The following is a 21,512-nucleotide window of genomic DNA, read 5'->3' as shown; positions in this document are numbered from 1 at the left end:
AATGAGTAGCTCACAAACAACAGCAACCACGGATGGTAATGCTCAAAATCAAACGACTGAAGACCCTACTCAAAAGGACGATTGGCAGGATCATATAGCAAAGATCATTGAATACTCTGACCAGCTCAAGGAGGATTATAAAACGCAAGGAAAGCTTACCCACCAACTTGCAAAGGCTGAGTGGAAGCTGTCGTTACGATCAATGGCGTTGATCACTATATTTTTAGGATGTTTTGCCAGTGGTTTGATTTTGTTGTGGGCCGGCTTACTGGGTGCAATTGGTTACGGTGTATACGATTTATTTGGCTCAGTCTGGCTGAGTTTTGCTACGGCAGCACTAGCGCAGATAATCTGTTTAGTTTGGCTTTGGCGAAATACCGTTTACCTAAGCAACAAAATTGGTTTTAGTAAAACGATTAAAAGTGTGAGGCAACTTTTAAATCTATAAGGAAATAACCATGCTCGTTAATTTTCTAATTAAAGAACCCAATGAGAACGTTGACACGTTAAATAAGCAAATGGATTTACAGCACGCATTAAAGCGCCAGCACCATGCAGCAATAAAGTACCGCTTTAAACGTTTTGCAGCGACTAAGGTAGGATTGGCCTCTGCTTTTTTAGCTGGTGCAACGCTGCAGGCAGGTAAAAGTGAAAACAGTTTTGTGCGTAAATACGGCTGGCTAGTAAAATTATTTGCATAGCAGCAATTGCAAGCATACACGCTTTTTTATGAGTGCAATTGCTACTTATTGTGCTGTACTCAAATAGCACTTAGCCTAACGACGATCTGTTATGGTTTTGGCTAAAGTTCAGGGCAGGACCTTCTGGGATAACTCGCGTTGGATTAATCATTTTGTGGCTAAAATAGTAATGTCGCTTAATATGCTTAAAGTCTACCGTACTGGCCACTCCCTCTATTTGGTATAATTCACGAACATAGTTACTGAGCGCTGGGTAGCTTTCTATAGTGCGTAAATTACACTTAAAATGCCCTACATACACGCTGTCAAACCGGATGAGTGTTGTAAATAAACGCCAATCTGCCTCGGTTAATCTGCCCCCCGTCAGGTAACGGTTTTTACTTAGTATGTCCTCTACTTTATCAAGTGCTTTAAATAACGCAGTAAATGCATCTTCGTATGCTGTTTGCGTGGTTGCAAAACCCGCTTTATATACCCCGTTATTAATATTGGCATAAACAAGGTCGTTAATTTCGTCAATATCAGCTTGAAGTGATTGCGGGTAATAGTCATCCGTATTATGAGTAATTTCGTTAAACGCACTATTAAACATACGAATAATATCTTCAGACTCATTACTAACAATTTTATTTTGCTGCTTATCCCAAAGTACAGGGACAGTTACTCGCCCACTGTAATTTGCATCGTGCTTAGTATAAATTTGATGTAAGTATTCACTATTAAATAAATCATCACCGCTACTTAGCTTATCTAAATCAAAGCTCCAGCCCTTATCTAACATATCAGGGCTGACGACCGATACGCTAATGATATCGCTTAGGCCTTTTAGCTGTCTAAATATAAGTGTGCGATGCGCCCACGGGCATGCTAAAGAAACATATAAGTGGTAACGATTTGCTTGCGCTTTAAACCCGCCGCTTCCTGTAGGGCCGGGGCTACCATCTTTTGTGATCCAATTACGAAGCTTTGCTGCCTCACGTTTAAATTTACCATTATTCGAGTCAGTGTCGTACCATTTATCTTGCCATTGGCCATCAACTAATAAACCCATAATAACCTCCTCAGTTAACGATTAAATGGTGCCAAATTCGCCATTTTGATAATCACGCACCGCTTGTTTAATTTCCTCTTGCGTGGTCATCACAAACGGGCCCATATGTGCAATAGGCTACTCAAGCGGGTTACCCGCTAAAATAAGTATTCCCGCGCCTTTTTTTGAAGAAACGTCAATGTCACTGTTTTCATTTAATATAAGTAACTTGCCAGCATTAAAGGTTTGCCCATCACCCGAAATAAGCTCGCCTGTATGAACATAAACCATTACTTTACGCTGTTTAAGCCCTGCTAACTGTATGCGTGTATTAATAGGGAGACTAACATTAGCCAGTGCGGCATTGGCCGCTAAGCTTTGCAAACTCGACGTTAGCGTGTAATTGTCAAACTCCCAATTCCCCGCAAGTGCAGTAAAGATAACCCCTTGCTTGTTAGTTACTACAGGAGCTGGATTTTGTGTTGTATCTTGATAGCGTGGCGCACGCATTTTTTCGCCGCTGGGCATATTGATCCAAATTTGAAAGCCATGCAGCCCCTCTTTTGTATCTGCCAATGGCATTTCACTGTGCATAACGCCTCTACCTGTACTCATCCACTGTACATCGCCAGAGCGGATCGCTTTTTTATTGCCCATTTGATCTTGGTGCTCAAAACCACCTTTAATAATGTATGTAAAGGTTTCTATGCCACGATGAGGGTGCGGTGGAAAACCACCAATATAGTCACTTTCATTATTAGACTTTAGCTCATCAATCATTAAAAAGGGGTCGAGATATTTGCCATCAAAACCAGGTATTCGGCTGATATTTACACCATCCCCATCTTGTGTTGCATAAGCTGTTAACACTTTTACTATATTCATATTTAAAATACTGTAGTAGATTAATTAATGAGCTAATTAAAACATTGATAAAACCAGACAACCATGTCTTTAAATCGAGTAAATCGTTCTAATTTTTAGAAGCCTTCTTGATAATGGCGATAATTCGGTTATGTTGCATAATAGGCTTAATGATTAAAAGCTCAGGCTTGAGCTGATTTATAATAACTTTTTAATACAACCCTATATTTTGTATGGTTATTTTCAGCTTTTATGTCTACAATCATTTTTTAGGAACATAAAGTCCAAGGAGAACTTATCTTTACTTCATCGCTTAAATGCCAGCTCTATAGATTACTTATCCTACTTAGCATTCCGGGCGCTGCAGTGACGGTATTTACGCTATGGTATGAGCGTGATGCTGCTATAGAAAAAAGTGAAGAAAGAATAGTAAATATAGCTAAGCAATTGACACAGCATCAAAAAACGATGGTTGATGATGTTAAACGGGTGACTATTTATCTAGCCGATAAAACGGCAAAAAGTAACACGCTCCCTACGACCTGCCCTGGTTACTTTTATGAAATAAAAGCCCTTTATAAAAATATTGCAAATATAGGTATTGTTGATAAAAACGGCGACCTTCAGTGTGTAACAAATGGGCGTAGTAAGAATATTAATATTAGCGATCGTACTTATTTTCAAAATGCTATTAATAATAAAAGCTTTTCGGTGGGGTATTTTCAATACGACCGAAGTATTCAAGCGCAAAGTGTCAATTTTGCCTACCCGATTATAGACTCTAATAACCAACTAAAAGGCACACTAGTTACTGTTATAGCATTGAACTGGTGGAACATAGTACTAAGCGAAGCTAAATTACCTAACAACGCTAAAGCTGTTATTGCCGACTCTAACGGCTTAATACTGGCCAATTACCCTAATCAACCACGTGATTTAGGCCAAAAAATTACCGATGTAGATTTACTTCACGATAAAAGCTCGTTAACCGTATTTAAAAATGCAAAAGGCGAAAACCAAATTTTTCATCGCTCAGTTATATATGAAGACGGGCATGCTAATAATTTAGACATTCATATTGCAGTTTCAGTTGAGGATTTTATTAATAAGGTTAATGAAAGCTTTGCTAAAACCATTTTTGCGTTTTTATCGGCTATTGCCTTATTAGTGTTACTCGCTAGGCGCTTAATTAAACAAAGTATATTTAAGCCTATCGCTAATTTAACTAAAGCCACTGATGAGCTTGCAGATGGCGCTATGCCTAAACATATTAAAAAGCCCAATAGCCCAGAACTAAAAGCACTTTACGACCGTTTTGCTGTTATGGCACAAACCCGACTATCTGCAGAGGCAAAATTAAAAAACAAGCACAACGAATTAATGAGCTTATTAAATGCTTTACCCGATACCTACATACGTATAAACACCCAAGGTAAAGTACTTTATATTGGCGGGCATATTAGCCCTGTGCTAAGCGTTGACCCTAGCTCCGCGCTTAAATTAGCCGATGTACTGCCAAAGGCCAGTGCCGAGTTATTACTTTCTCATTTAGGGAGTTTACAGAGCTCGCGAACACTTGAGCTTTCATTAAGTAAAAAATCTAAAGAGCACTTTTTCGAAGCAAGAATTAATACCCTTACTAATAATGAATACATTATTGTGCTTAGAGATATTAGCCAAAAAAAGGTCAACGAAAAAGCGCTTCATCTAGCGTCGCTTGTATACAGTAATAGCAGTGAAGGGATGATGATTACAGACCCTGATGGCGTTATTTATGATGTAAACCCTGCGTTTTGCGAAACAACACAATACAGCAAAGAAGAAGCGATTGGTAAAACCAGTCGCATTTTAGCGTCGGGCAAACATTCAAAAGCATTTTATGAAAAAATGTGGGAAGAGCTCAGGGAAACAGGCCGTTGGCAGGGTGAGATAATTAATCGCAAAAAGAATGGCGACACCTATACCGAATTTCTGATCATAGATACCGTTTACGACGATAAAAACATGCCTACTCGCCGGGTGGCTATATTTACCGACCTAACAGAAAAAAAACAAGCCGATGAAACCATATGGCGAAAAACTCACTTTGATCATTTAACCGACCTACCTAATAGGTTAGAGCTTAAAGAGCGTTTAAATAAACGCTTTGAAAATGTAACTGATGAAACGTGCGAACTTGTCGTGATGTTGCTCGATATTGATCACTTTAAAGATATTAACGACACGTTAGGCCATCATTATGGCGATAATCTACTTAAATTAGTTTCTCAGCGAATAATTCAAGCAGCAGTAAACGCCAGCTTTGTTGCGCGTATTGGCGGGGACGAATTTGTAATTGTTTACGATCAAGTTAAAAGCGCTCGCCATATAAACCAAATTGCCAGCAATGTACTGCAAAGTCTTTCATCGAGCATACAGCTTGAAGACGAAGAGCTGTTTATCAGCGCTAGTATGGGTATTGCATGCGCACCTAACGATGGCCAAAGCACAGAGCTGCTATTAAAAGCTGCTGACCAAGCCATGTACAAGGCTAAAAATAACGGCCGTAACGGCTTTGAATTTTTCTCAAAAGATATGCGTATTCACGCACAAGCGCGTATGCAGCTTTTAAAAGATTTACGCTCCGCCATAGAGCTTGAACAATTTGAGCTATTTTATCAGCCTATTGTGGCCTTAAATGATTTACACATTCACAAAGCCGAAGGGCTTATTCGCTGGCACCACCCTAAAAAGGGGTTAGTCTCGCCGGCGACATTTATACCGCTTGCAGAGGAAACTAGGCAAATAAATGCGCTGGGTCAATTTGTATTTACACAAGCAATACACACCCTAAAAGAAATAAACACCACCATGGGCGAGCAATTTCAAATTAGTATCAATGTCTCACCTGTGCAGCTATCGACATCCGACAGCGGAATTGATGATTGGTGCGATATGCTAAAGGCTGCAAAACTGCCCGCTTCTTCCATAGTAGCTGAGATCACAGAAGGCCTTATGGTCAACCCTGAGCCACTCACACAAAGTCGCTTAAAAACATTAGTGCAATCAGGAATGCAACTGGCTCTAGATGACTTTGGTACCGGCTATTCATCACTTGCTTACCTGCAAGAAATGGATACCGATTACCTAAAAATAGATAAGCGCTTTGTTGACAATATAAAAGCAGGAAGCCAAGAGCTTGCCTTATGCGAAGCCATTATTGTAATGGCCCACCAGCTTGGTCTTAAAGTTATTGCCGAAGGAATTGAAACACAGCAACAAATGCAGCTACTACTAAAAGCAGGATGCGACTACGGACAAGGTTATTTATTCTCAAAGCCAGTGCCTAAAAAAGAGTTTATGTCATTGCTGATCAGCAAAAAAATGGTAATTGCCAATAATAAATAAGTCGTTACGCAATAAATAAAGTGTCTACACGGTCAGGTAATGTAATCAATAGTAAGTAGTAACAAGGTTTAAAATGGCAAAGGCAACACTCGAGCAATGGAGAATGTTTAAAGCTGTTGTAGAACATGGTGGATTTGCTGGTGCTAGCAACGCAGTATTTAAAAGCCAATCAACCGTGCACCATGCAGTGCAAAAGTTAGAGTCGGCACTGCAAGTAAAATTGCTTGAAGTAAAAGGCCGTAAAGCGTATTTAACCGATAACGGTAAGCTTATATTACGCCGCGCCGAGTTTTTAATAGACGAAGCCAGTAAAATAGAGTCGGTTGCCGCAACGTTGAGCGAAGGCATTGAAAGCACATTAAAAATAGCGGTAGATGAAGTGTTTCCGCAGCATTTATTGTATCAAGCGCTACGCCATATTAATGAGCAATACCCACTGGTAAAAATAGAATTAATAGAGAGCGTACTTAACGGCGCAAACGAATTACTTACAAATGCAGTGGTCGACCTAGCTATAACCTCTATTGCGCTTTATGGTATTAATTGCCATAGCCTGTGCGATATAGAATTTATTGCTGTTGCGCACCCTGACCACCCCTTACATCAGCGCACTGAGCCTCTAACCTTCAGAGAGCTTAAATTACACAGGCAAATAGTTGTTCGCGATTCAGCCACTCTCACCAGCCACGACGATGGCTGGCTTGGCGCTGATATGCGCTGGACAGTAAGCCACTTACGTAACTCTATCGATATGGTTAGCCAAAACTTTGGTTATGCGTGGTTGCCTAGCGCGCAGATTCAACCCCACCTTAAAAACAATACACTTAAGCCCCTAAATTTAGAGCAAGGAACAACCCGCTCTCTAAAGCTTTACTTAATGTGCAACGACAGTGACCGTTTAGGTCCTGTTGGCCAAGCATTTACTCAGCATTTAATAAGCTTGTGTAATAACAAACACAACTAAGAGTTTGTTGGTTCATCTACATCAAGGTGATCAGCTACATAGGCGCCGCGTTTACCGCGTTCTTTAGCGGGGCCTTTGGTACTATCTTTCGCTGTTTGTTGTTCGGTTGCCGCATTGATTACCGCCCCAAGCGTAATAATATAGGCACTTATATAGAGCCACATTAGCATAATCACTACCCCACCTAACGAACCATAGGTTTCGTTGTAGCTTGCAAAGTGAGAGACATAAAACGAAAAACCAATTGAGGCTAAAATCCATAATACAGTTGCAATACAAGAGCCAAGAGTGATCCACCGCCACTTAGCGGGTTTTCTGTGTGGTGCATAGCGATACAAAAGCACCAATGCAAAGTTAAACATAAAGGCGAGCAATGGCCACGATATTAACTTTATTAGTAAGTCTATACTTTCTTTTAAGCCTACCAAATTAAGTACTATGGGCAAAATACCTATAATTAGCAAAGCAAAAATAGCCACTAAAATAGCCCCTACCGAAAATAAAAAACGCACAACTTGAGCATGAAAAAATGAGCGTTTTTCATATTCATGATAACTAATATTACACGCCGTAATCAGCGCCTGACTGCCTTTGGAGCTACTCCATATAGTTAGAATAAGTGTACCAATTGCACTTAAGCTTAAACTGGCGTTAGAGGTTTGAGCTAAGCTCGAGACCTGCGATAAAATTAAATCGCTGGTGCTTTGTGGTAATAAGGTAACTATTTTACTCAAGTGTTCACTAATATCGGTGGGCGATGAAAAGTACGCATACACAGAAACCATGGCAGCAATAGCAGGAAAAATGGCAAGCAAGGCATAAAATGCAACGCCCGCTGCAACCAACGATAAGTTATCTTGGCTCATTTGCTTAAAAATGCGTTTGGCTATGTCCCACCAACCGACAACTGGAATGTGTACTGGTTGCTCGGCATGTTGTCCTCGTTTTGCTTTGCTCATCATCTACTCCTTTTTAGCCTATTATTGAGCAAAAAGTCTGCCAAGCTGCACGCTTAACATTGGTACTAAAATTGCTGATTGTAAGATTATTACAAATTTTAGGTAAATCCCCATGAACAGCCCTATAACCATGCTAATTGCACTGAACACCACGGCTGTTAATGCCTTAAACACCGAACAAAACGTGCTAAGTTGGCAGTATTTATATAGCCAATGCTTGCAATTACTTCACGCAACAGCGCAAATATTACCCACTCTTTTATTAGGTTTTATTCTTTTAACTCTTAGCTACTTTGCTGCAAGCCCATTGTCTAAACTATTAGTAAAGCCACTTCATTATATGACCGACAGTAAACTTGTACATCTTGTGGCCAAACGCGGTATTAGTATTTTAATTTTATTACTGGGTGTGTATTTATTTTTACGTTTAGCAGGGCTGACCGAATTTGCTATTGCCATTATGAGCGGTACCGGATTAATAGGCTTAATATTAGGCTTTGCCTTTAGAGACATAGCAGAGAACTTTATTGCTAGTTTACTATTAAGCGTACAGCGGCCATTTAAAATAGACGATGTAATAGAGGTAGATGGCCGCTTAGGGGTGGTTAAAAAGGTCACAGCCCGCGCAACCACCTTAGTTGATTACGATGGCAACCATATACAAATACCTAATGCCACGGTTTACAAAAATACCATTAAAAACCTAACAGCAAATCCAAAAATGCGTGCAAAGGTGGTGATTGGTATAGGTTACGATAACGATATTCGTTATTGCCAAACACTCGCACTTGAAATCGCTAACAAGCAAACGGGTGTGCTTAGTGAGCCACCAGCCCAAGTACTGATTAACAATTTAGGCAGTTCAACAATTAACTTTAATCTATTTTTTTGGGTTAACAGCGAACAGCATAGCCCTTTAAAAGTGGCCTCGCAGTTAATGCGTGAGCTTGTAACCGAGTTTACTAATCAAAGCATTAGCATGCCTGATGATGCACGTGAGCGTATTTTACTCAGTACACCCGATGAGAGTGATACACAAAAGCCCACCAGCAAAACTGAGCAACCTTCAACTGCTCAGCAAACCACTAAACAGCTGCAACAACAAAATGAAACCCTTGATGATGTAAGTAGCGATACCGACGAAATTCGCGACCAAGCTGAAAAGTCGCGCGATCCTGAACAGGGTAAAAATATTATCTAAGTTCAAGGTACAAGAAAAAATACAGCCATAAATAGCCTATTTGCAACTTAATAATGTTTTAAACTCTTTCAAAATGAGAAATATGATTAATTAATGCAGGGAGTATAACTTTTGTTATATCAATAACAAAAGTTATACTCCAATCAACCCCTTGATTTTAAATGAGTTATTTATAAACCATCATTTAAGCCGCCTTTAACCCGCCTTTCATTATTAATTATTATTCAAAAAGTTATATTAACAAACCACCAACCAAAAACAATAAAATCAATAACATTCAATACGTTATTAACAAAACAGTGCTTGGCATTATTAATGCAATAACAATAATCTAACAACTTTAGAGCTTAATTATGCACGTGTACAAACAACCCCTATCTAAAAAGGCTAACGAGCGCTTACCCATATCATTGCAAGCCCCTTGTATGGCCTGTGCACTTGCCTGTGCGGTAAGCGTATACGCGTTGACGTCCTAAGCAAAAGTTAAATAGCTCCCACTAAAATTATAAATAATTGGAATAACATTATGACCAGTACAACAAGTATTAATAACAACGAGCCTAAAAAAATGGCGCTCTGGCTAAAAATACTCATAGGTATGATAGCAGGTATGATTGCTGGCATGCTGCTTGGCAATAATGCTGAATATATAAAACCAATTGGCCAGCTATTTATTAGCGCCATAAAAATGTTAATTGTACCGCTTATATTTTGCTCATTAATTGTTGGCGTTACCTCAATGAAAGACACCACCAAAATGGGTCGTATTGGTGTTAAATCAATCGTATTTTATTTAGCCACCACCGCAGTAGCTATTTCGATTGGTTTAGGCCTTGGGCTGTTGTTTGAACCTGGCGCAGGCTTAAATATGGTTGCAACCACAGTGGCTGATGCTAAACCAAGCCCTACCCTAGTAGACACCATTGTAGGTTTAGTACCAAAAAACCCAGTGGGCTCGCTCGCTTCAGGTAATATATTACAAATTATAGTGTTTGCGTTGAGCTTAGGCATTGCTTTAAACCTAATTGGTGAAAAAGGCGAACCCGCTAGCAAAATGTTTGAAAGCCTAGCCGATGCAATGTACAAATTAACTGAGCTTGTAATGAAGCTAGCACCATACGGTGTATTTGCATTAATGGCGTGGGTATCTGGCAAGTACGGACTGGATGTTTTACTGCCACTTATAAAAGTAATTGGCTTAGTGTACCTAGGCTGCATTATTCACGTTTTAGTGTTGGGTGGCGGCTTTGTAGGCCTACTAGGCAAGCTTAATCCACAGCATTTTTATAAAGGTATTATTGAAGCGCAAATTATTGCTTTTACCACCACAAGTAGCTCAGGTACTTTGCCTGCCAGCATTAAATGCGCCACCCAAAACTTAGGGGTATCACGTACTGTATCAAGCTTTGTACTGCCAGTAGGCGCCACTATTAACATGGATGGCACCGCTTTATACCAAGGTGTGCTAGCTCTGTTTATTGCCCAAGCCTTTGGCATTGACCTCACCACAACAGATTACTTAACCATTATAGCTACAGCTACTTTAGCCTCTGTGGGCACCGCTGGTGTACCCGGCGCTGGCCTTATCATGCTCTCGCTAGTACTGACCACCGTTGGCCTACCACTTGAAGGCATTGCAATAGTTGCAGGTATTGACCGAATTTTAGATATGGCACGCACCACCATAAATGTAACGGGCGACTTAATGGTTACTTTATTAATTGGCAAAAGCGAAAACGAGCTTGACGAAACCCTTTACAACCAAAACACCACTGCGGCTCAACCCGCTAAGCAATAACCCTCGTTTTAGTAATTTTATAGAGAACAAACCATGACTAGTAAACTGATATATTTACCCGTTGCACTAGGTGTTATTGCCTTAGCAAAGCCTGCTCATGCAGATATTACAATTGAAGGTTTAAATGGCCTTGAAGCCGTTAAGCTATTTGGCGATATGCGTATGCGTTTTGAGCGCACCGAAGGCGATACAATTGACTCAACAAGCCGCGCTCGTTTGCGTGCCCGTTTTGGCATAAAATACGCAGCGACCGAAAACTGGTCAGCACAAATGCGCTTTAGAACAACCTCAAGCCAGCACGATTCAACCCACCAAACCTTTGGCATCACCAATACCAGCGATAACGATGACTTTGGATTAGACCGCGCCTTTATGAAATACACAGGGCTTAGTAACACCCAAGTATATATTGGTAAAGCGGCCCCCGTTTATATGCACTCATCAGAGCTACTTTTTCGTGACGATATAGCGCTCGAAGGTGTACAAGCTAATTGGAGTAACAACACCTTTAGCGTTAATGCAGGGCATATTATTCTTGAAGAAAACGTTGATAATGGCGAAGGCAAGCGCGATGCCAGCTGGCAACAGCTGCAAGGTGTATACACTACTGAATTTAATAACGTAAAAGTGAAAGCAGGTATCGGCGGCATTTTTGTAAGTGCCTCCGATACGGCCTACGCCAGTGCTGAATCAGGCCTTGATGATGACCAGGCGGGTAATGTAATGACCTACAACCTTGTTGTACGTTATGGCCCAGTGCGCTTTGCAACTGATTACTACACCAGTGAAGCCGACACTGAAAACACCGCCTATACCGTACACGCACGCTATCAAATAAATAAAGAGTTTGGCCTGCGCTTTTATGTGCTACGTACCGAAGCCTATGCATTACCGATGAACGGCGCGTTTACGCAAACCAATACGCCGGGTTCGTACACCAATATTAAAGGCACACGCGTACAACTAGATTATAAAATTGCAGATAACTTAAATGCCGATTTAAGGTGGTACAGCGTGGATAATATTAATAACGATTTACCTACAAACAACAATGGCCGCGATCGCATTCAAGTAAATCTAAACATGAAGTTTTAAGCGCTCTCTCCCAACCAAATAAAAGCGATTTAATAGCTGTTATTAAATCGCTTTTATTTTTAGCAGTAAAAAGACATAACCTACCTAGTTAGCATCAAAACTCATGGATAACTTATTTTTAGTTACCTTATAATGCAAATAAATAAGACCTAAAATCATGCCAAATTCGTTAGTACCTAATTTATATAAAATTAAAATACAGACTATAGTCCCCTTCCGCCAAATAAAAATAACCATTTTGCAGCTGTAAAAGGAGCATACACACCATTTTTTTGTATTGCTTACACAATTAACTAACGGACCTAACACAACTAAAAATGCAGAGGTTTACACACTTGCTCAACAAACAAAACGCTTGGTTTTATGTACTAAAAATAGCGCTACTAAGCCTGGTGGCGATCAATAGCGTAAGCAGTTTAGCGCAGGCTAATTTAACTGAGCCTAAACAAATTATAGTGGGCGGCGATTTTAACTACCCACCCTATGAGTTTATTAACGAAGATGGCGAGCTTACAGGCTATAACGTAGAGCTTAGCCAAGAAATAGCGGCGGTAATGGGGCTTAATATAAAAATAAAGCTGATGCCTTGGGCCGAAATAAGAGCTGAGTTTGACCGCGGAAATGTAGATATTTTGCAAGGCATGGCCGCCACACCCGAGCGCACCGACCTGTATAACTTTAGCCCGCATACCTTTGTGAACCACTCTATTTTTGCGCGTGACAATAGCCCTAAAATTACTAATTACACAGAGCTTGAAGGCTTTCGTGTGATTGTTCAAAATAATGGCTCAGCCTTTGATATGCTAAAAGACTCTGGCCTAAAAATAACACTAATACCCGTTGAAACGCACGCCGATGCTCTGCGCTTGCTTGCCTCTGGGCGCTATGATTTTGCTGTAGTTTCAAACCTACCTGGTTTGTATTTAAGTAAAAAACTAGGGCTATCAAACATTACGGCTATTTCTAGCCTAGAAAGAAACAGGCTTTATGGTTATGCCACTAAAACCGCAGATGAAGCACTGTTATCGCAATTTACTCAAGGTTTAGCTATTTTAAAAAATACCGGTCGCCAGCAAGAAATTTACGACAAATGGTTTGGCCCGTTAAACGTGTCGCCGTGGTCAAAAGCTGGGGTAATCGCAGGTATATGTGTAGTGGTGCTGCTACTCATTAGTATCGTGGTGATAATATGGAACAAAGCACTGCGAAAAAAAGTAGAAAGCCGTACCAAAGCGCTACAAGCGCAGCAGTTACAGCTACTTCATGCAGATAAAATGGCCTCCTTAGGGGTGTTGGTTTCAGGAGTGGCTCACGAAATTAATAACCCTTGTAGCATTTTAACTTTGAATTTTCCGTTTATAAAAGAAGCCTTTGAAGATGCAACAGACATACTCGATGAGCACCAAGCACGCCAAGGCGACTTTCTTATTGCGGGTGTAAGCTACCCACGTTTTAAACAAATGTTGCCAGAAATTTTAGACGATATGCACATCGCCAGTAACAAAGTAAAAGGCATAGTAGAAGATTTAAAAAGCTTTGCGGTAAAAGGTGAAACATCGCACGAAAAAACAGAGCAATTAGATTTAAACTTACTAACAAACCGCTCTATTCGCTTAGTTACAAACCAAATTAAAAACGCTACCAACCACTTAGAGGTTAACTTAGCCAATTCGCTACCTTTGTTTAAAGGCAGCGGCAGCCGCATCGAACAGGTAATCGTTAATTTGATTTTAAATGCTTGCCAAGCGCTTGAAGACAAATCGCAAAAAATCATTATCACCAGCTATTTCCATACTAAACACAATCAAGTTGTGCTGAGCATTGAAGATCAAGGTGTAGGTATTGATCAACAGCACTTAATTAAGCTTACCGATCCGTTTTATACCACCAAACGGCAATCGGGTGGCACCGGTTTAGGGCTTTCTGTATCAGCGGGGATCGTGGCGGATCACCAAGGCCAACTCACCTTCAAATCAACACTTGGTAAAGGCACAAAAGTAAAGCTTTCACTACCCTTATTACAACACGAGAGTGAACTATGAATACTAATTTATACCCTAGTTTTGAGGTCCTTATTTGTGATGACGACAACAGCTTTCTACGAAGCATATCGTTTGCAATAGAGCGCTACTGCGGCATTAACAACATTGTACAATGTAACGATAGCCGTGATGTAATAGCCAAACTAAACCAAGGAAATATTCGTGTTGTATTGCTTGATTTAAACATGCCACATATCAGTGGTGATGAGCTTATAGCGCAAATTACCGAGCTTTTTCCTCACATTTCGGTGGTGATCATCAGCGGCATTAATCAAGTAGAAGCCGCTGTAAAATGTATAAAATTAGGCGCTTATGGTTATCATGTAAAAACAGAAGATCCCGAACGCCTAAGTAATAGCATAATGCAGGTGGTGCGTTTTCAAGAGCTAAACTTAGAAAACCAAGCCATGCGCGGCTACCTACTAGAAAATCAAACAAGCCTGGATCCTGCGTTTTCTAAAATTATTAGTGTGGATCATCAAATGCATTCGGTGTTTAATTACATTCAATCTATATCAAACAGCCAGCAACCTATTTTAATTACCGGTGAAAGTGGCGTAGGCAAAGAGCTCATAGCCAGAGCTATTCACGAAACCAGTGGTTGTAGTGGTGAGCTTGTGTGTGTAAACGTAGCCGGCCTTGACGATAACTTATTTTCAGATACCTTATTTGGCCACAAAAAAGGCGCGTTTACAGGCGCAGAGCAAGCCCGTAAAGGTATGATAGAGCGTGCATCAGGTGGGATATTATTTCTTGATGAAATTGGCGATTTAAACCTCGCCTCACAAGTAAAGTTATTAAGGCTTTTGCAAGAAGGCGAGTATTACCCCGTAGGTAGCGACACGCCAAAGCGCATCAATGCGCGCATTATTGCAGCCACGCATCAAAACTTACTCACTAAAAAAGAAAACGGCGAATTTAGAAACGATTTATACTACCGTTTAAAAATTCATCATGTAAATATTCCACCGCTTAGAGAGCGCAAACAAGACATCCCTTTACTGCTAGAGCACTTTTTAACGCTAGCTGCGCAAGAATTTAATAAACCGGTGGCAAGTATTCCAAAAGAACTATTAATTTTACTCGAAAACTATACATTCCCTGGCAATATCAGAGAGCTACGCGCTATGGCATTTGATGCAATGAGCACCCACCAATCAGGGGATTTATCGATGAAAGCCTTTGAAAGTGTGCGCAGCGCCGTGCCCACAATAGATATGCATGCCCAGCTTTCAAAACCACTGTTTGAGTCGTCATCCACTTTGCCTACACTAAAACAAGCGGCAGAGTTATTAGTCACCGAGGCAATGAAGCGCGCCAATTCAAACCAATCATTTGCCGCACAGTTACTTGGTATATCGCAACCAGCATTAAGTAAGCGACTTAAAAAAGGCCAGCCAGAACCTTAAAAACAACACAATACTTAATCAAATTTTAGACACAAAAAAGCCCGCAGCGTTAACTGCGGGCTTTTTTGTTGAATGAGTGAGTTAGCCATATAAGCCGGGTTCTGTCCTTTCCGAAGAAAGTGATAATCATTCGTCTAGGCCATAAATCGCTCTATGGCTCAAGCAACCTACCCGGTTCTCACGTGGGCCACGCGTTCATTATTTAAAATGATAGAACCCTATTTGGTCTTGCTCCGAGTGGAGTTTACCTTGCAACCGACTATTACTAGCGGCCCGGTGCGCTCTTACCGCACCCTTTCACCCTTACCAACCCGAAAGCTGGCGGTCTCCTCTCTGCTGCACTTGTCGTGGACTCACGCCCCCCAGCCGTTAGCTGGCACTCTGCCCTGTGGAGCCCGGACTTTCCTCCCCCTGATCATTTTCGTCACAGGCAGCGATTATCTTGGCTAACTCGGCGCGCAGTATACATGAGCTGTGCCTTGTACGCAGTAAAGATTTACGCTTTTTCGTCAATAATTGTTTTATACAGGGCGTTTTTCTTCATTCCAAAGTATTCAGCTACTATGCCGCACGCTTTTTTCATCGGCATTTCGCTTTCAAGTAGCGCCAGCATTTTACGTGCCTCGGGTGGAATATCGTCCACAAGCTTAGGTTTGCCTGGCAACATTAAAACAATTTCGCCACGTTGCTTAGTTGGGTCATCAGTTAAAAATTGCTTGAGCTCACTCACTGTGCCGTTAAAAAAGGTTTCAAAGGTTTTGGTTAGCTCTTTTGCAAATACCACTTGTTGCTCATTACCAAGTGCCGCTTCTAAATCATCTAGGCTTGCCATAATACGGTGCGTACTTTCGTACATTATGCTGGTAATGCCTGAATTAACAGCCTCAATAAAAAAGTCTTGCCTCGCTTTACTTTTAGCCGGTGTAAAGCCAATAAACTGAAATCGATCGGTTGGCAGGCCCGAGCAACATACCGCGGTAATTGCAGCACACGCACCGGGCACGGGTGTTACATGTGCACCTTGCTCGCGGCACAGGTTTACAACGGCATAACCTGGGTCGCTTATTAGCGGTGTGCCGGCATCTGACACCAGCGCAATATTTTTGCCTTCGTTTAGCCAATCAATAATCTGCTGCGCTTTTTGTTTTTCGTTATGGTCATGTAGTGCAAAGGTTTTAGCCTTTATACCAAAGTGGCTTAGCAGCTTACCGGTGTGGCGCGTGTCTTCAGCAGCGATTAAGTCAACCTGCGATAATGTCGCGATGGCACGCTGGCTTAAGTCGTCATAATTGCCAATTGGGGTGGCTACAATGTAAAGAGTGCCAATTTTCTCTGAATTCTCCTCATTTAACATTGAGGTCTCCTGCGTCAGTCAGTAATATAAGCAAATCGCGTTAACGTATTGGGAAATCATTGTGCGACTTAAACTTGTTAGTCTATTAATTATATTGTCAGGGTTATCGGCCTGTAGCACAACCGAAAAACCAACTAAAAATAGCGATAGTACTAATGCCAGTGCTAATGCGCTGCAAAATCAAGCAACCAGTGCCGATGCTATTTATAAATTAGCCTTAAACCGCACCGGTGCAGACAAAATTCAATTACTTTACAGTGCCCGAGATGCCGCAATTTCGGAGCAAAGCTGGCCGTTACTTGAAAATATTTGTAATGAGCTTGAGCAAACCCCAAGCGTTGATAAAATTCAAAACCGCTTATACATTGCTTATGCGCAAAAGCAGCAAAATAAAAACGATCAAGCACTCGTTATTTTACAATCGCTCGATGGCCAACTTAAACAGCCTGAGCACTTTGCTTGGCATCAATATTTAACTGCTAGCATTTATGCATCACAAAACTTTCCTAAGCGCGCTGCACCTTACTTTTTTAGGGCCTCAGAAACAGCGAATAAAAACAATATTGAAATTCCTTCATTGCAACAAGCGCTTTGGGATAACTTAACTAAGCTGTCTTCTTATGCGCTAGAGCGCTTTAATCGTGGCTCTGCTATTCAACAAGGTTGGACTAATTTAGCTTTGTATCATCAAGTCTATGCAAATAGCGGTGTAGAGCTTGACCAAGCCATTAATAACTGGCGTCGCCGTTACCCAGGGCACCCTGCAGTGGCTATTTTACCAGAGCAAGATGAAGCACTAGCCAACCTAGCCCCAGTTAACATTGAGCGTTTAGCTGTACTTTTACCGCAATCAGGCGCCAATGAGCGTTTAGGTGACGCCCTTAAAGCAGGCATTTTAGCAGGGCTTGATAAGCAAACTATTAATGATACCGTTTTTATTGATGAAAACCTTTCAACTCAAGCGTTAAACGAACAGCTAAGCCAATTTAATCCAGACTTTGTGATTGGGCCATTATTAAAAGCGAATATTGATAAACTTGCGCAAGCTAAAACACTTATCGATACGCCAACATTACACTTAAATACGTTTGATGGCGAACGACTCTCGTTGCAACACTACTTTTTTGCTTTAAATCCTGAACATGAAGTACAGCAAGCGCTGGAGCACTTTTTAGCTAAAGGTTATCAAAAGCCCATGCTATTAGCGCCTAATAATGCTAATGGCCAACGCTTGGTTGATTACTTTAATATTCAGTGGCAACGCTATAGCGAAACCAAACCGCAAATTGGTTTTTACAACGATAACAAAGACATGCCAAACACAATCACCAGTTTATTGGAAGTTGATAAGTCTAAACAGCGTATTAAAACGGTTAAGTCTTTATTTAAACAAGAAGTAGAAAGTGAAACCCGCTCACGTAGCGATATCGATGCTATTTACATTTTAGGTGATGCCATAGAAACACGCCTGATCAAACCTTATTTAGATGTAAATGTCAGTACTTTTGCAGAGCGTATTCCATTATACGCCAGCTCAAAAAGCCACAGTAAACAAATCGATCGTACCGACAAAGGCGATTTAGAAGGACTTTACTTTACAGAGCTGCCGTGGATGCTCAATTCAACAGTTAAACAACATAATTTACGCAACCAATACAACACCCTGTGGCCTGAAAATGCCGATATAAGCCAACGCTTATTTGCCATGGCTTACGATGCCGTGTCGGTGCTAAGCGACATTAGGCAACTGAGTCTAATGCCCGGTAATAAGTTTACCGGTTTAAGTGGAAAGCTTTCGGTTAATACCAGTGGGCACATAGAGCGTACGCTTGATTGGGCACAATACACAAATAGACGCATAAAAGCTGTACAGCTAGAAACAAAGCAGCCCGTGCCTTTATTTATGCAATCAGCCAACGAAAGCAATACGCTTACGTTTGATTAATCTGGAGCGGCTATGTCGTGGTTTAAAGCGCTGTGGCAAAATAGCCGAGAAAAAGGCCAGTACTATGAACGCCAAGCAGAAAAATACTTAATCAGTGAGGGTCTAACGCCTATTGAGCGTAATTATTATTGCCCCTTTGGTGAGCTTGATGTGATTATGAAACACGGCGATACACTGGTATTTGTAGAAGTTAAGTTTCGTAAAAACAATGCCAGAGGCGGTGCAAATTATGCTCTTGGCGCACAAAAACAAGCACGGTTAAAACGCACTATTTATCACTACTTGGCAGTAAAAAGCTTAACTAATCAGCCTATCAGGGTCGACTATGTAGCCATTACTGGTGAACGGGCTGGCAATATAAACTGGATTAAAAACGTACTTTAGAATCATCCACAAACAAGTAAATAAAACGCCCAGCAACAAACAAAAATGACGAATAAATTATTGGTAGTCTATGCAAGATACAATTAAAGAAATTTTTACAGAGAGCATACAAGTACAAATAGCGGCAGGCGAAGTACTGCCAAGTGCACTAGAGTCTGCTGCATTTACCATTGCACAAAGTTTAATTAATGGGAATAAACTTCTTTGCTGCGGCACAACAAACTGCCATATGTTAGCGCAGCACATGGCCGGCGTATTAGTTAATCATTACGAAACAGAGCGCCCCTGTTTGCCTGCTATTGCACTATCTCAAGAAAACATTAATTTAGGACAAAATAGCCAGGTGGATGAGCATGATACCTTTGCTCGCCAAGTACGCGCCTTTGCACAACAAGGCGACTTACTACTTGCGCTTGCCATTAATGGTAACGAAAAACATATTATTTCTGCTGTAGAGGCTGCACTTACTAAAGATATGAAGGTCATAGTGATGGTAGGTGATGACGGTGGAGAACTTGTTGGCTTATTAGGCCCTAATGATGTAGAAATTCGTACGCCTTCTAAGCGACCTAGCCGCATTATTGAATCTCACTTAGTTAACTTACATTGTTTAAGTGAACTGGTTGATTTAACTCTTTTCCCGCAGGATGAAAATTATGTTTAAACGCTCTCTTATTGTTTTAGGTACTGTTGTTTTACTGCAAGGCTGTGCAGCCGCAGTGGTTGCAGGAACAGCTGGTGCAGTAACTGCAGCAAATGACCGCCGCACAATCGGCTCTCAAATAGATGATAATAATATAGAAATTAAAGCCAGTATTGCGCTGAGTGAAGTTGAACGATTAGAAAAGTTTGCTAATGTAGACGCTATAAGCGTAAATGGCATTGTTTTATTAGTTGGGCAAGTTGCCAATCAAGAAATGAAAAACCAAGCTCAACAAAGCATTGAGGGGCTTTCAGGTATACGTAAAATACACAATCAAATTAGGATTGGCTCTAATATTGGTATTACCACACAAACACACGACTCATGGCTAACTTCTAAAGTAAAAGCGCAGCTTCTAACAGCGAAAGATATTCCAAGTAATAATATTAAAGTGGTAACAGAAAACGCTGAAGTATTTTTAATGGGCTTAGTATCTGAATCTGAGTCTAACCAAGCGGTTAATATTGCACGCAATGTATCGGGTGTAGAGCGCGTTATTAAAGTGTTTGAATATTTATAAAAGCACATAAAAAAACCGCTAAATTAGCGGTTTTTTTGTATTTAAACGTTACTTAATAACGCGTAAATGCGAACCTTTTTTCTTTTCTGGCTTTTCTGGCGGCGGAGTCTCATCAATAAGTTCATCTGATGTCTCTACACTTTCAAGCTCAGGTGCAAAATCGTCTTCGTCCTCTAAAAACTCTTCTGCGGTAAAGACTGTTCCTTCGCCATTTTCACGCGCATAAATAGCAAGAACTGCACCTAAAGGCACATATACCTGCATTGGCTGCCCACCAAAGCGCGCATTAAAGCTTAGCTGCTCCATATCTAACGAAAACCCAGTTACGGCTGAAGGGCTAATATTAAGCACTATTTGGCCATCTTGTACAAACTGCGTAGGCACTTGCACTGCTGGATAATCTGCTTCCACTACTAAATGCGGTGTGCACTCGTTATCTACGATCCAATCAAAAAAAGCACGTAATAAATAAGGACGATTAGGCGTCATTATAAACGGATCTCACGCTCTGCTTCAGTTAAAGAAGCTTGGAATGACTCACGCTCGAATAAGCGTATCATGTACTCTTTAAGCTCTTTAGCGCCAGAGCCATTCAGCTCAATACCAAGCTCTGGTAAACGCCATAATAGCGGTGCTAGGTAACAATCTACTAAGCTAAACTCTTCACTCATAAAGTAAGGTGCTTCGTTAAAGATTGGTGCAATTGCAAGTAGTGCTTCTGTTAGCTCTTTACGAGCTTGTTCAGCATCTGCAGTATTGTTATTGATTTTTTCAGCTAAGCTGTACCAATCAGTATCAATACGGTGCATCATTAAACGGCTACGACCACGCATTACCGGATAAACAGGCATTAGTGGAGGATGAGGGAAACGTTCATCAAGGTATTCCATGATGATGTTTGCCTGATATAAGCCAAGCTCACGGTCAATCAGTGTTGGTACTGTACCATAAGGGTTAATTTCGTGAAGTGCCTCTGGCAAGTTATCCTTTTCAGCCAAATGAATATCTACACTTACACCTTTTTCTGCAAGTACAATACGTACTTGGTGGCTATACATACAGTTAGCACCAGAAAAAAGGGTCATTACAGGGCGCTTATTGGCAGCTACGGCCATGCCTATACCTCCATTAAATAACTAAAACAGCAATAGGGGCT

General features: G+C 40.9%; 18 protein-coding genes, 1 other RNA gene and 1 pseudogene. 13 read left to right on the top strand and 7 right to left on the bottom strand.

The annotated features are described in order from the left end of the window. The first annotated feature begins 1 nt into the window (after window position 1). On the top strand, window positions 2–448 hold the full coding sequence (locus CWC17_RS01905; protein ID WP_138611942.1) for a threonine/serine exporter family protein: 447 nt from the start codon (window positions 2–4) through the stop codon (window positions 446–448). Between the two features lie 10 nt (window positions 449–458). Beyond that, window positions 459–701 (top strand): hypothetical protein, encoded by a 243-nt coding sequence (locus tag CWC17_RS01900; protein WP_055017502.1) that lies wholly within the window; start codon window positions 459–461, stop codon window positions 699–701. A gap of 70 nt (window positions 702–771) precedes the next feature. Here the strand turns inward: CWC17_RS01900 and CWC17_RS01895 are convergent, their stop codons facing one another. Further along, window positions 772–1,752: a glutathione S-transferase family protein gene (locus CWC17_RS01895; protein ID WP_138611941.1), complete on the bottom strand. Its 981-nt coding sequence runs from the start codon at window positions 1,750–1,752 to the stop codon at window positions 772–774. A gap of 21 nt (window positions 1,753–1,773) precedes the next feature. Beyond that, window positions 1,774–2,616: pseudogene (locus CWC17_RS01890) on the bottom strand (pirin family protein). Between the two features lie 345 nt (window positions 2,617–2,961). On the opposite strand from CWC17_RS01890, the gene CWC17_RS01885 reads away from it, so the two are divergent. Beyond that, complete coding sequence (locus CWC17_RS01885) at window positions 2,962–5,982, top strand: bifunctional diguanylate cyclase/phosphodiesterase (RefSeq protein WP_138611940.1); 3,021 nt, start codon at window positions 2,962–2,964, stop codon at window positions 5,980–5,982. A 73-nt stretch (window positions 5,983–6,055) separates the two neighbouring features. Further along, entirely contained in the window at window positions 6,056–6,946 is an 891-nt protein-coding gene (locus tag CWC17_RS01880; RefSeq protein ID WP_138611939.1) for a LysR family transcriptional regulator, read from the top strand. Here CWC17_RS01880 and CWC17_RS01875 read toward each other — a convergent pair. Continuing rightward, window positions 6,943–7,905 (bottom strand): YihY/virulence factor BrkB family protein, encoded by a 963-nt coding sequence (locus CWC17_RS01875; RefSeq protein WP_055014185.1) that lies wholly within the window; start codon window positions 7,903–7,905, stop codon window positions 6,943–6,945. The two genes, CWC17_RS01880 and CWC17_RS01875, sit on opposite strands and share 4 nt — an antisense overlap. Window positions 7,906–8,035: 130 nt before the next feature. Here CWC17_RS01875 and CWC17_RS01870 point away from each other — a divergent pair, with 130 nt between their 5' ends. The 5 genes from CWC17_RS01870 to CWC17_RS01850 all read left to right on the top strand — a co-directional run bounded on the left by CWC17_RS01870 (window position 8,036) and on the right by CWC17_RS01850 (window position 15,450). Then, entirely contained in the window at window positions 8,036–9,106 is a 1,071-nt protein-coding gene (locus tag CWC17_RS01870; protein WP_138611975.1) for a mechanosensitive ion channel family protein, read from the top strand. A 526-nt stretch (window positions 9,107–9,632) separates the two neighbouring features. After that, on the top strand, window positions 9,633–10,904 hold the full coding sequence (locus CWC17_RS01865; RefSeq protein WP_138611938.1) for a dicarboxylate/amino acid:cation symporter: 1,272 nt from the start codon (window positions 9,633–9,635) through the stop codon (window positions 10,902–10,904). A gap of 33 nt (window positions 10,905–10,937) precedes the next feature. Next, complete coding sequence (locus tag CWC17_RS01860) at window positions 10,938–11,999, top strand: putative porin (RefSeq protein WP_138611937.1); 1,062 nt, start codon at window positions 10,938–10,940, stop codon at window positions 11,997–11,999. 335 nt (window positions 12,000–12,334) lie between these two features. Further along, complete coding sequence (locus CWC17_RS01855; protein ID WP_171042063.1) at window positions 12,335–14,041, top strand: transporter substrate-binding domain-containing protein; 1,707 nt, start codon at window positions 12,335–12,337, stop codon at window positions 14,039–14,041. Then, on the top strand, window positions 14,038–15,450 hold the full coding sequence (locus CWC17_RS01850) for a sigma-54-dependent transcriptional regulator (RefSeq protein ID WP_138611935.1): 1,413 nt from the start codon (window positions 14,038–14,040) through the stop codon (window positions 15,448–15,450). Before CWC17_RS01855 ends, CWC17_RS01850 begins: the two co-directional genes overlap by 4 nt. A gap of 74 nt (window positions 15,451–15,524) precedes the next feature. Here CWC17_RS01850 and rnpB read toward each other — a convergent pair. Then, window positions 15,525–15,903, bottom strand: an RNA gene (gene rnpB, locus CWC17_RS01845) — RNase P RNA component class A. 43 nt (window positions 15,904–15,946) lie between these two features. Next, entirely contained in the window at window positions 15,947–16,804 is an 858-nt protein-coding gene (gene rsmI / locus CWC17_RS01840) for a 16S rRNA (cytidine(1402)-2'-O)-methyltransferase (protein WP_138611934.1), read from the bottom strand. A gap of 61 nt (window positions 16,805–16,865) precedes the next feature. On the opposite strand from rsmI, the gene CWC17_RS01835 reads away from it, so the two are divergent. The 4 genes from CWC17_RS01835 (at window position 16,866) to dolP (ending at window position 20,356) form a co-directional block, all read left to right on the top strand. Beyond that, the gene (locus tag CWC17_RS01835; protein WP_138611933.1) at window positions 16,866–18,749 is read left to right on the top strand and encodes a penicillin-binding protein activator; all 1,884 of its coding nucleotides are present in this window, start codon (window positions 16,866–16,868) and stop codon (window positions 18,747–18,749) included. Between the two features lie 12 nt (window positions 18,750–18,761). Continuing rightward, window positions 18,762–19,133, top strand: coding sequence for a YraN family protein (locus tag CWC17_RS01830; RefSeq protein WP_138611932.1), 372 nt, complete (start codon window positions 18,762–18,764; stop codon window positions 19,131–19,133). A gap of 70 nt (window positions 19,134–19,203) precedes the next feature. After that, window positions 19,204–19,797: an SIS domain-containing protein gene (locus tag CWC17_RS01825; RefSeq protein WP_138541395.1), complete on the top strand. Its 594-nt coding sequence runs from the start codon at window positions 19,204–19,206 to the stop codon at window positions 19,795–19,797. Further along, window positions 19,790–20,356, top strand: coding sequence for a division/outer membrane stress-associated lipid-binding lipoprotein (gene dolP, locus CWC17_RS01820; RefSeq protein ID WP_004589110.1), 567 nt, complete (start codon window positions 19,790–19,792; stop codon window positions 20,354–20,356). The genes CWC17_RS01825 and dolP overlap by 8 nt, the downstream gene beginning before the upstream one ends. Window positions 20,357–20,404: 48 nt before the next feature. Here the strand turns inward: dolP and CWC17_RS01815 are convergent, their stop codons facing one another. Both CWC17_RS01815 and sspA read right to left on the bottom strand, forming a co-directional pair. Further along, window positions 20,405–20,845 carry a ClpXP protease specificity-enhancing factor gene (locus CWC17_RS01815; protein ID WP_138611931.1) on the bottom strand — a complete coding sequence of 147 codons (441 nt, stop codon included), beginning with the start codon at window positions 20,843–20,845 and terminating at the stop codon, window positions 20,405–20,407. Beyond that, window positions 20,845–21,471: a stringent starvation protein SspA gene (gene sspA, locus CWC17_RS01810; RefSeq protein WP_055014195.1), complete on the bottom strand. Its 627-nt coding sequence runs from the start codon at window positions 21,469–21,471 to the stop codon at window positions 20,845–20,847. Before sspA ends, CWC17_RS01815 begins: the two co-directional genes overlap by 1 nt. Window positions 21,472–21,512: the final 41 nt, after the last annotated feature.

This window comes from Pseudoalteromonas sp. S3785 (genome assembly GCF_005887365.1).
Taxonomy (GTDB): domain Bacteria; phylum Pseudomonadota; class Gammaproteobacteria; order Enterobacterales; family Alteromonadaceae; genus Pseudoalteromonas.
The sequence above is the reverse complement of the archived record's forward strand: the minus strand, read 5'-3'. Positions and strand labels throughout refer to the sequence as shown.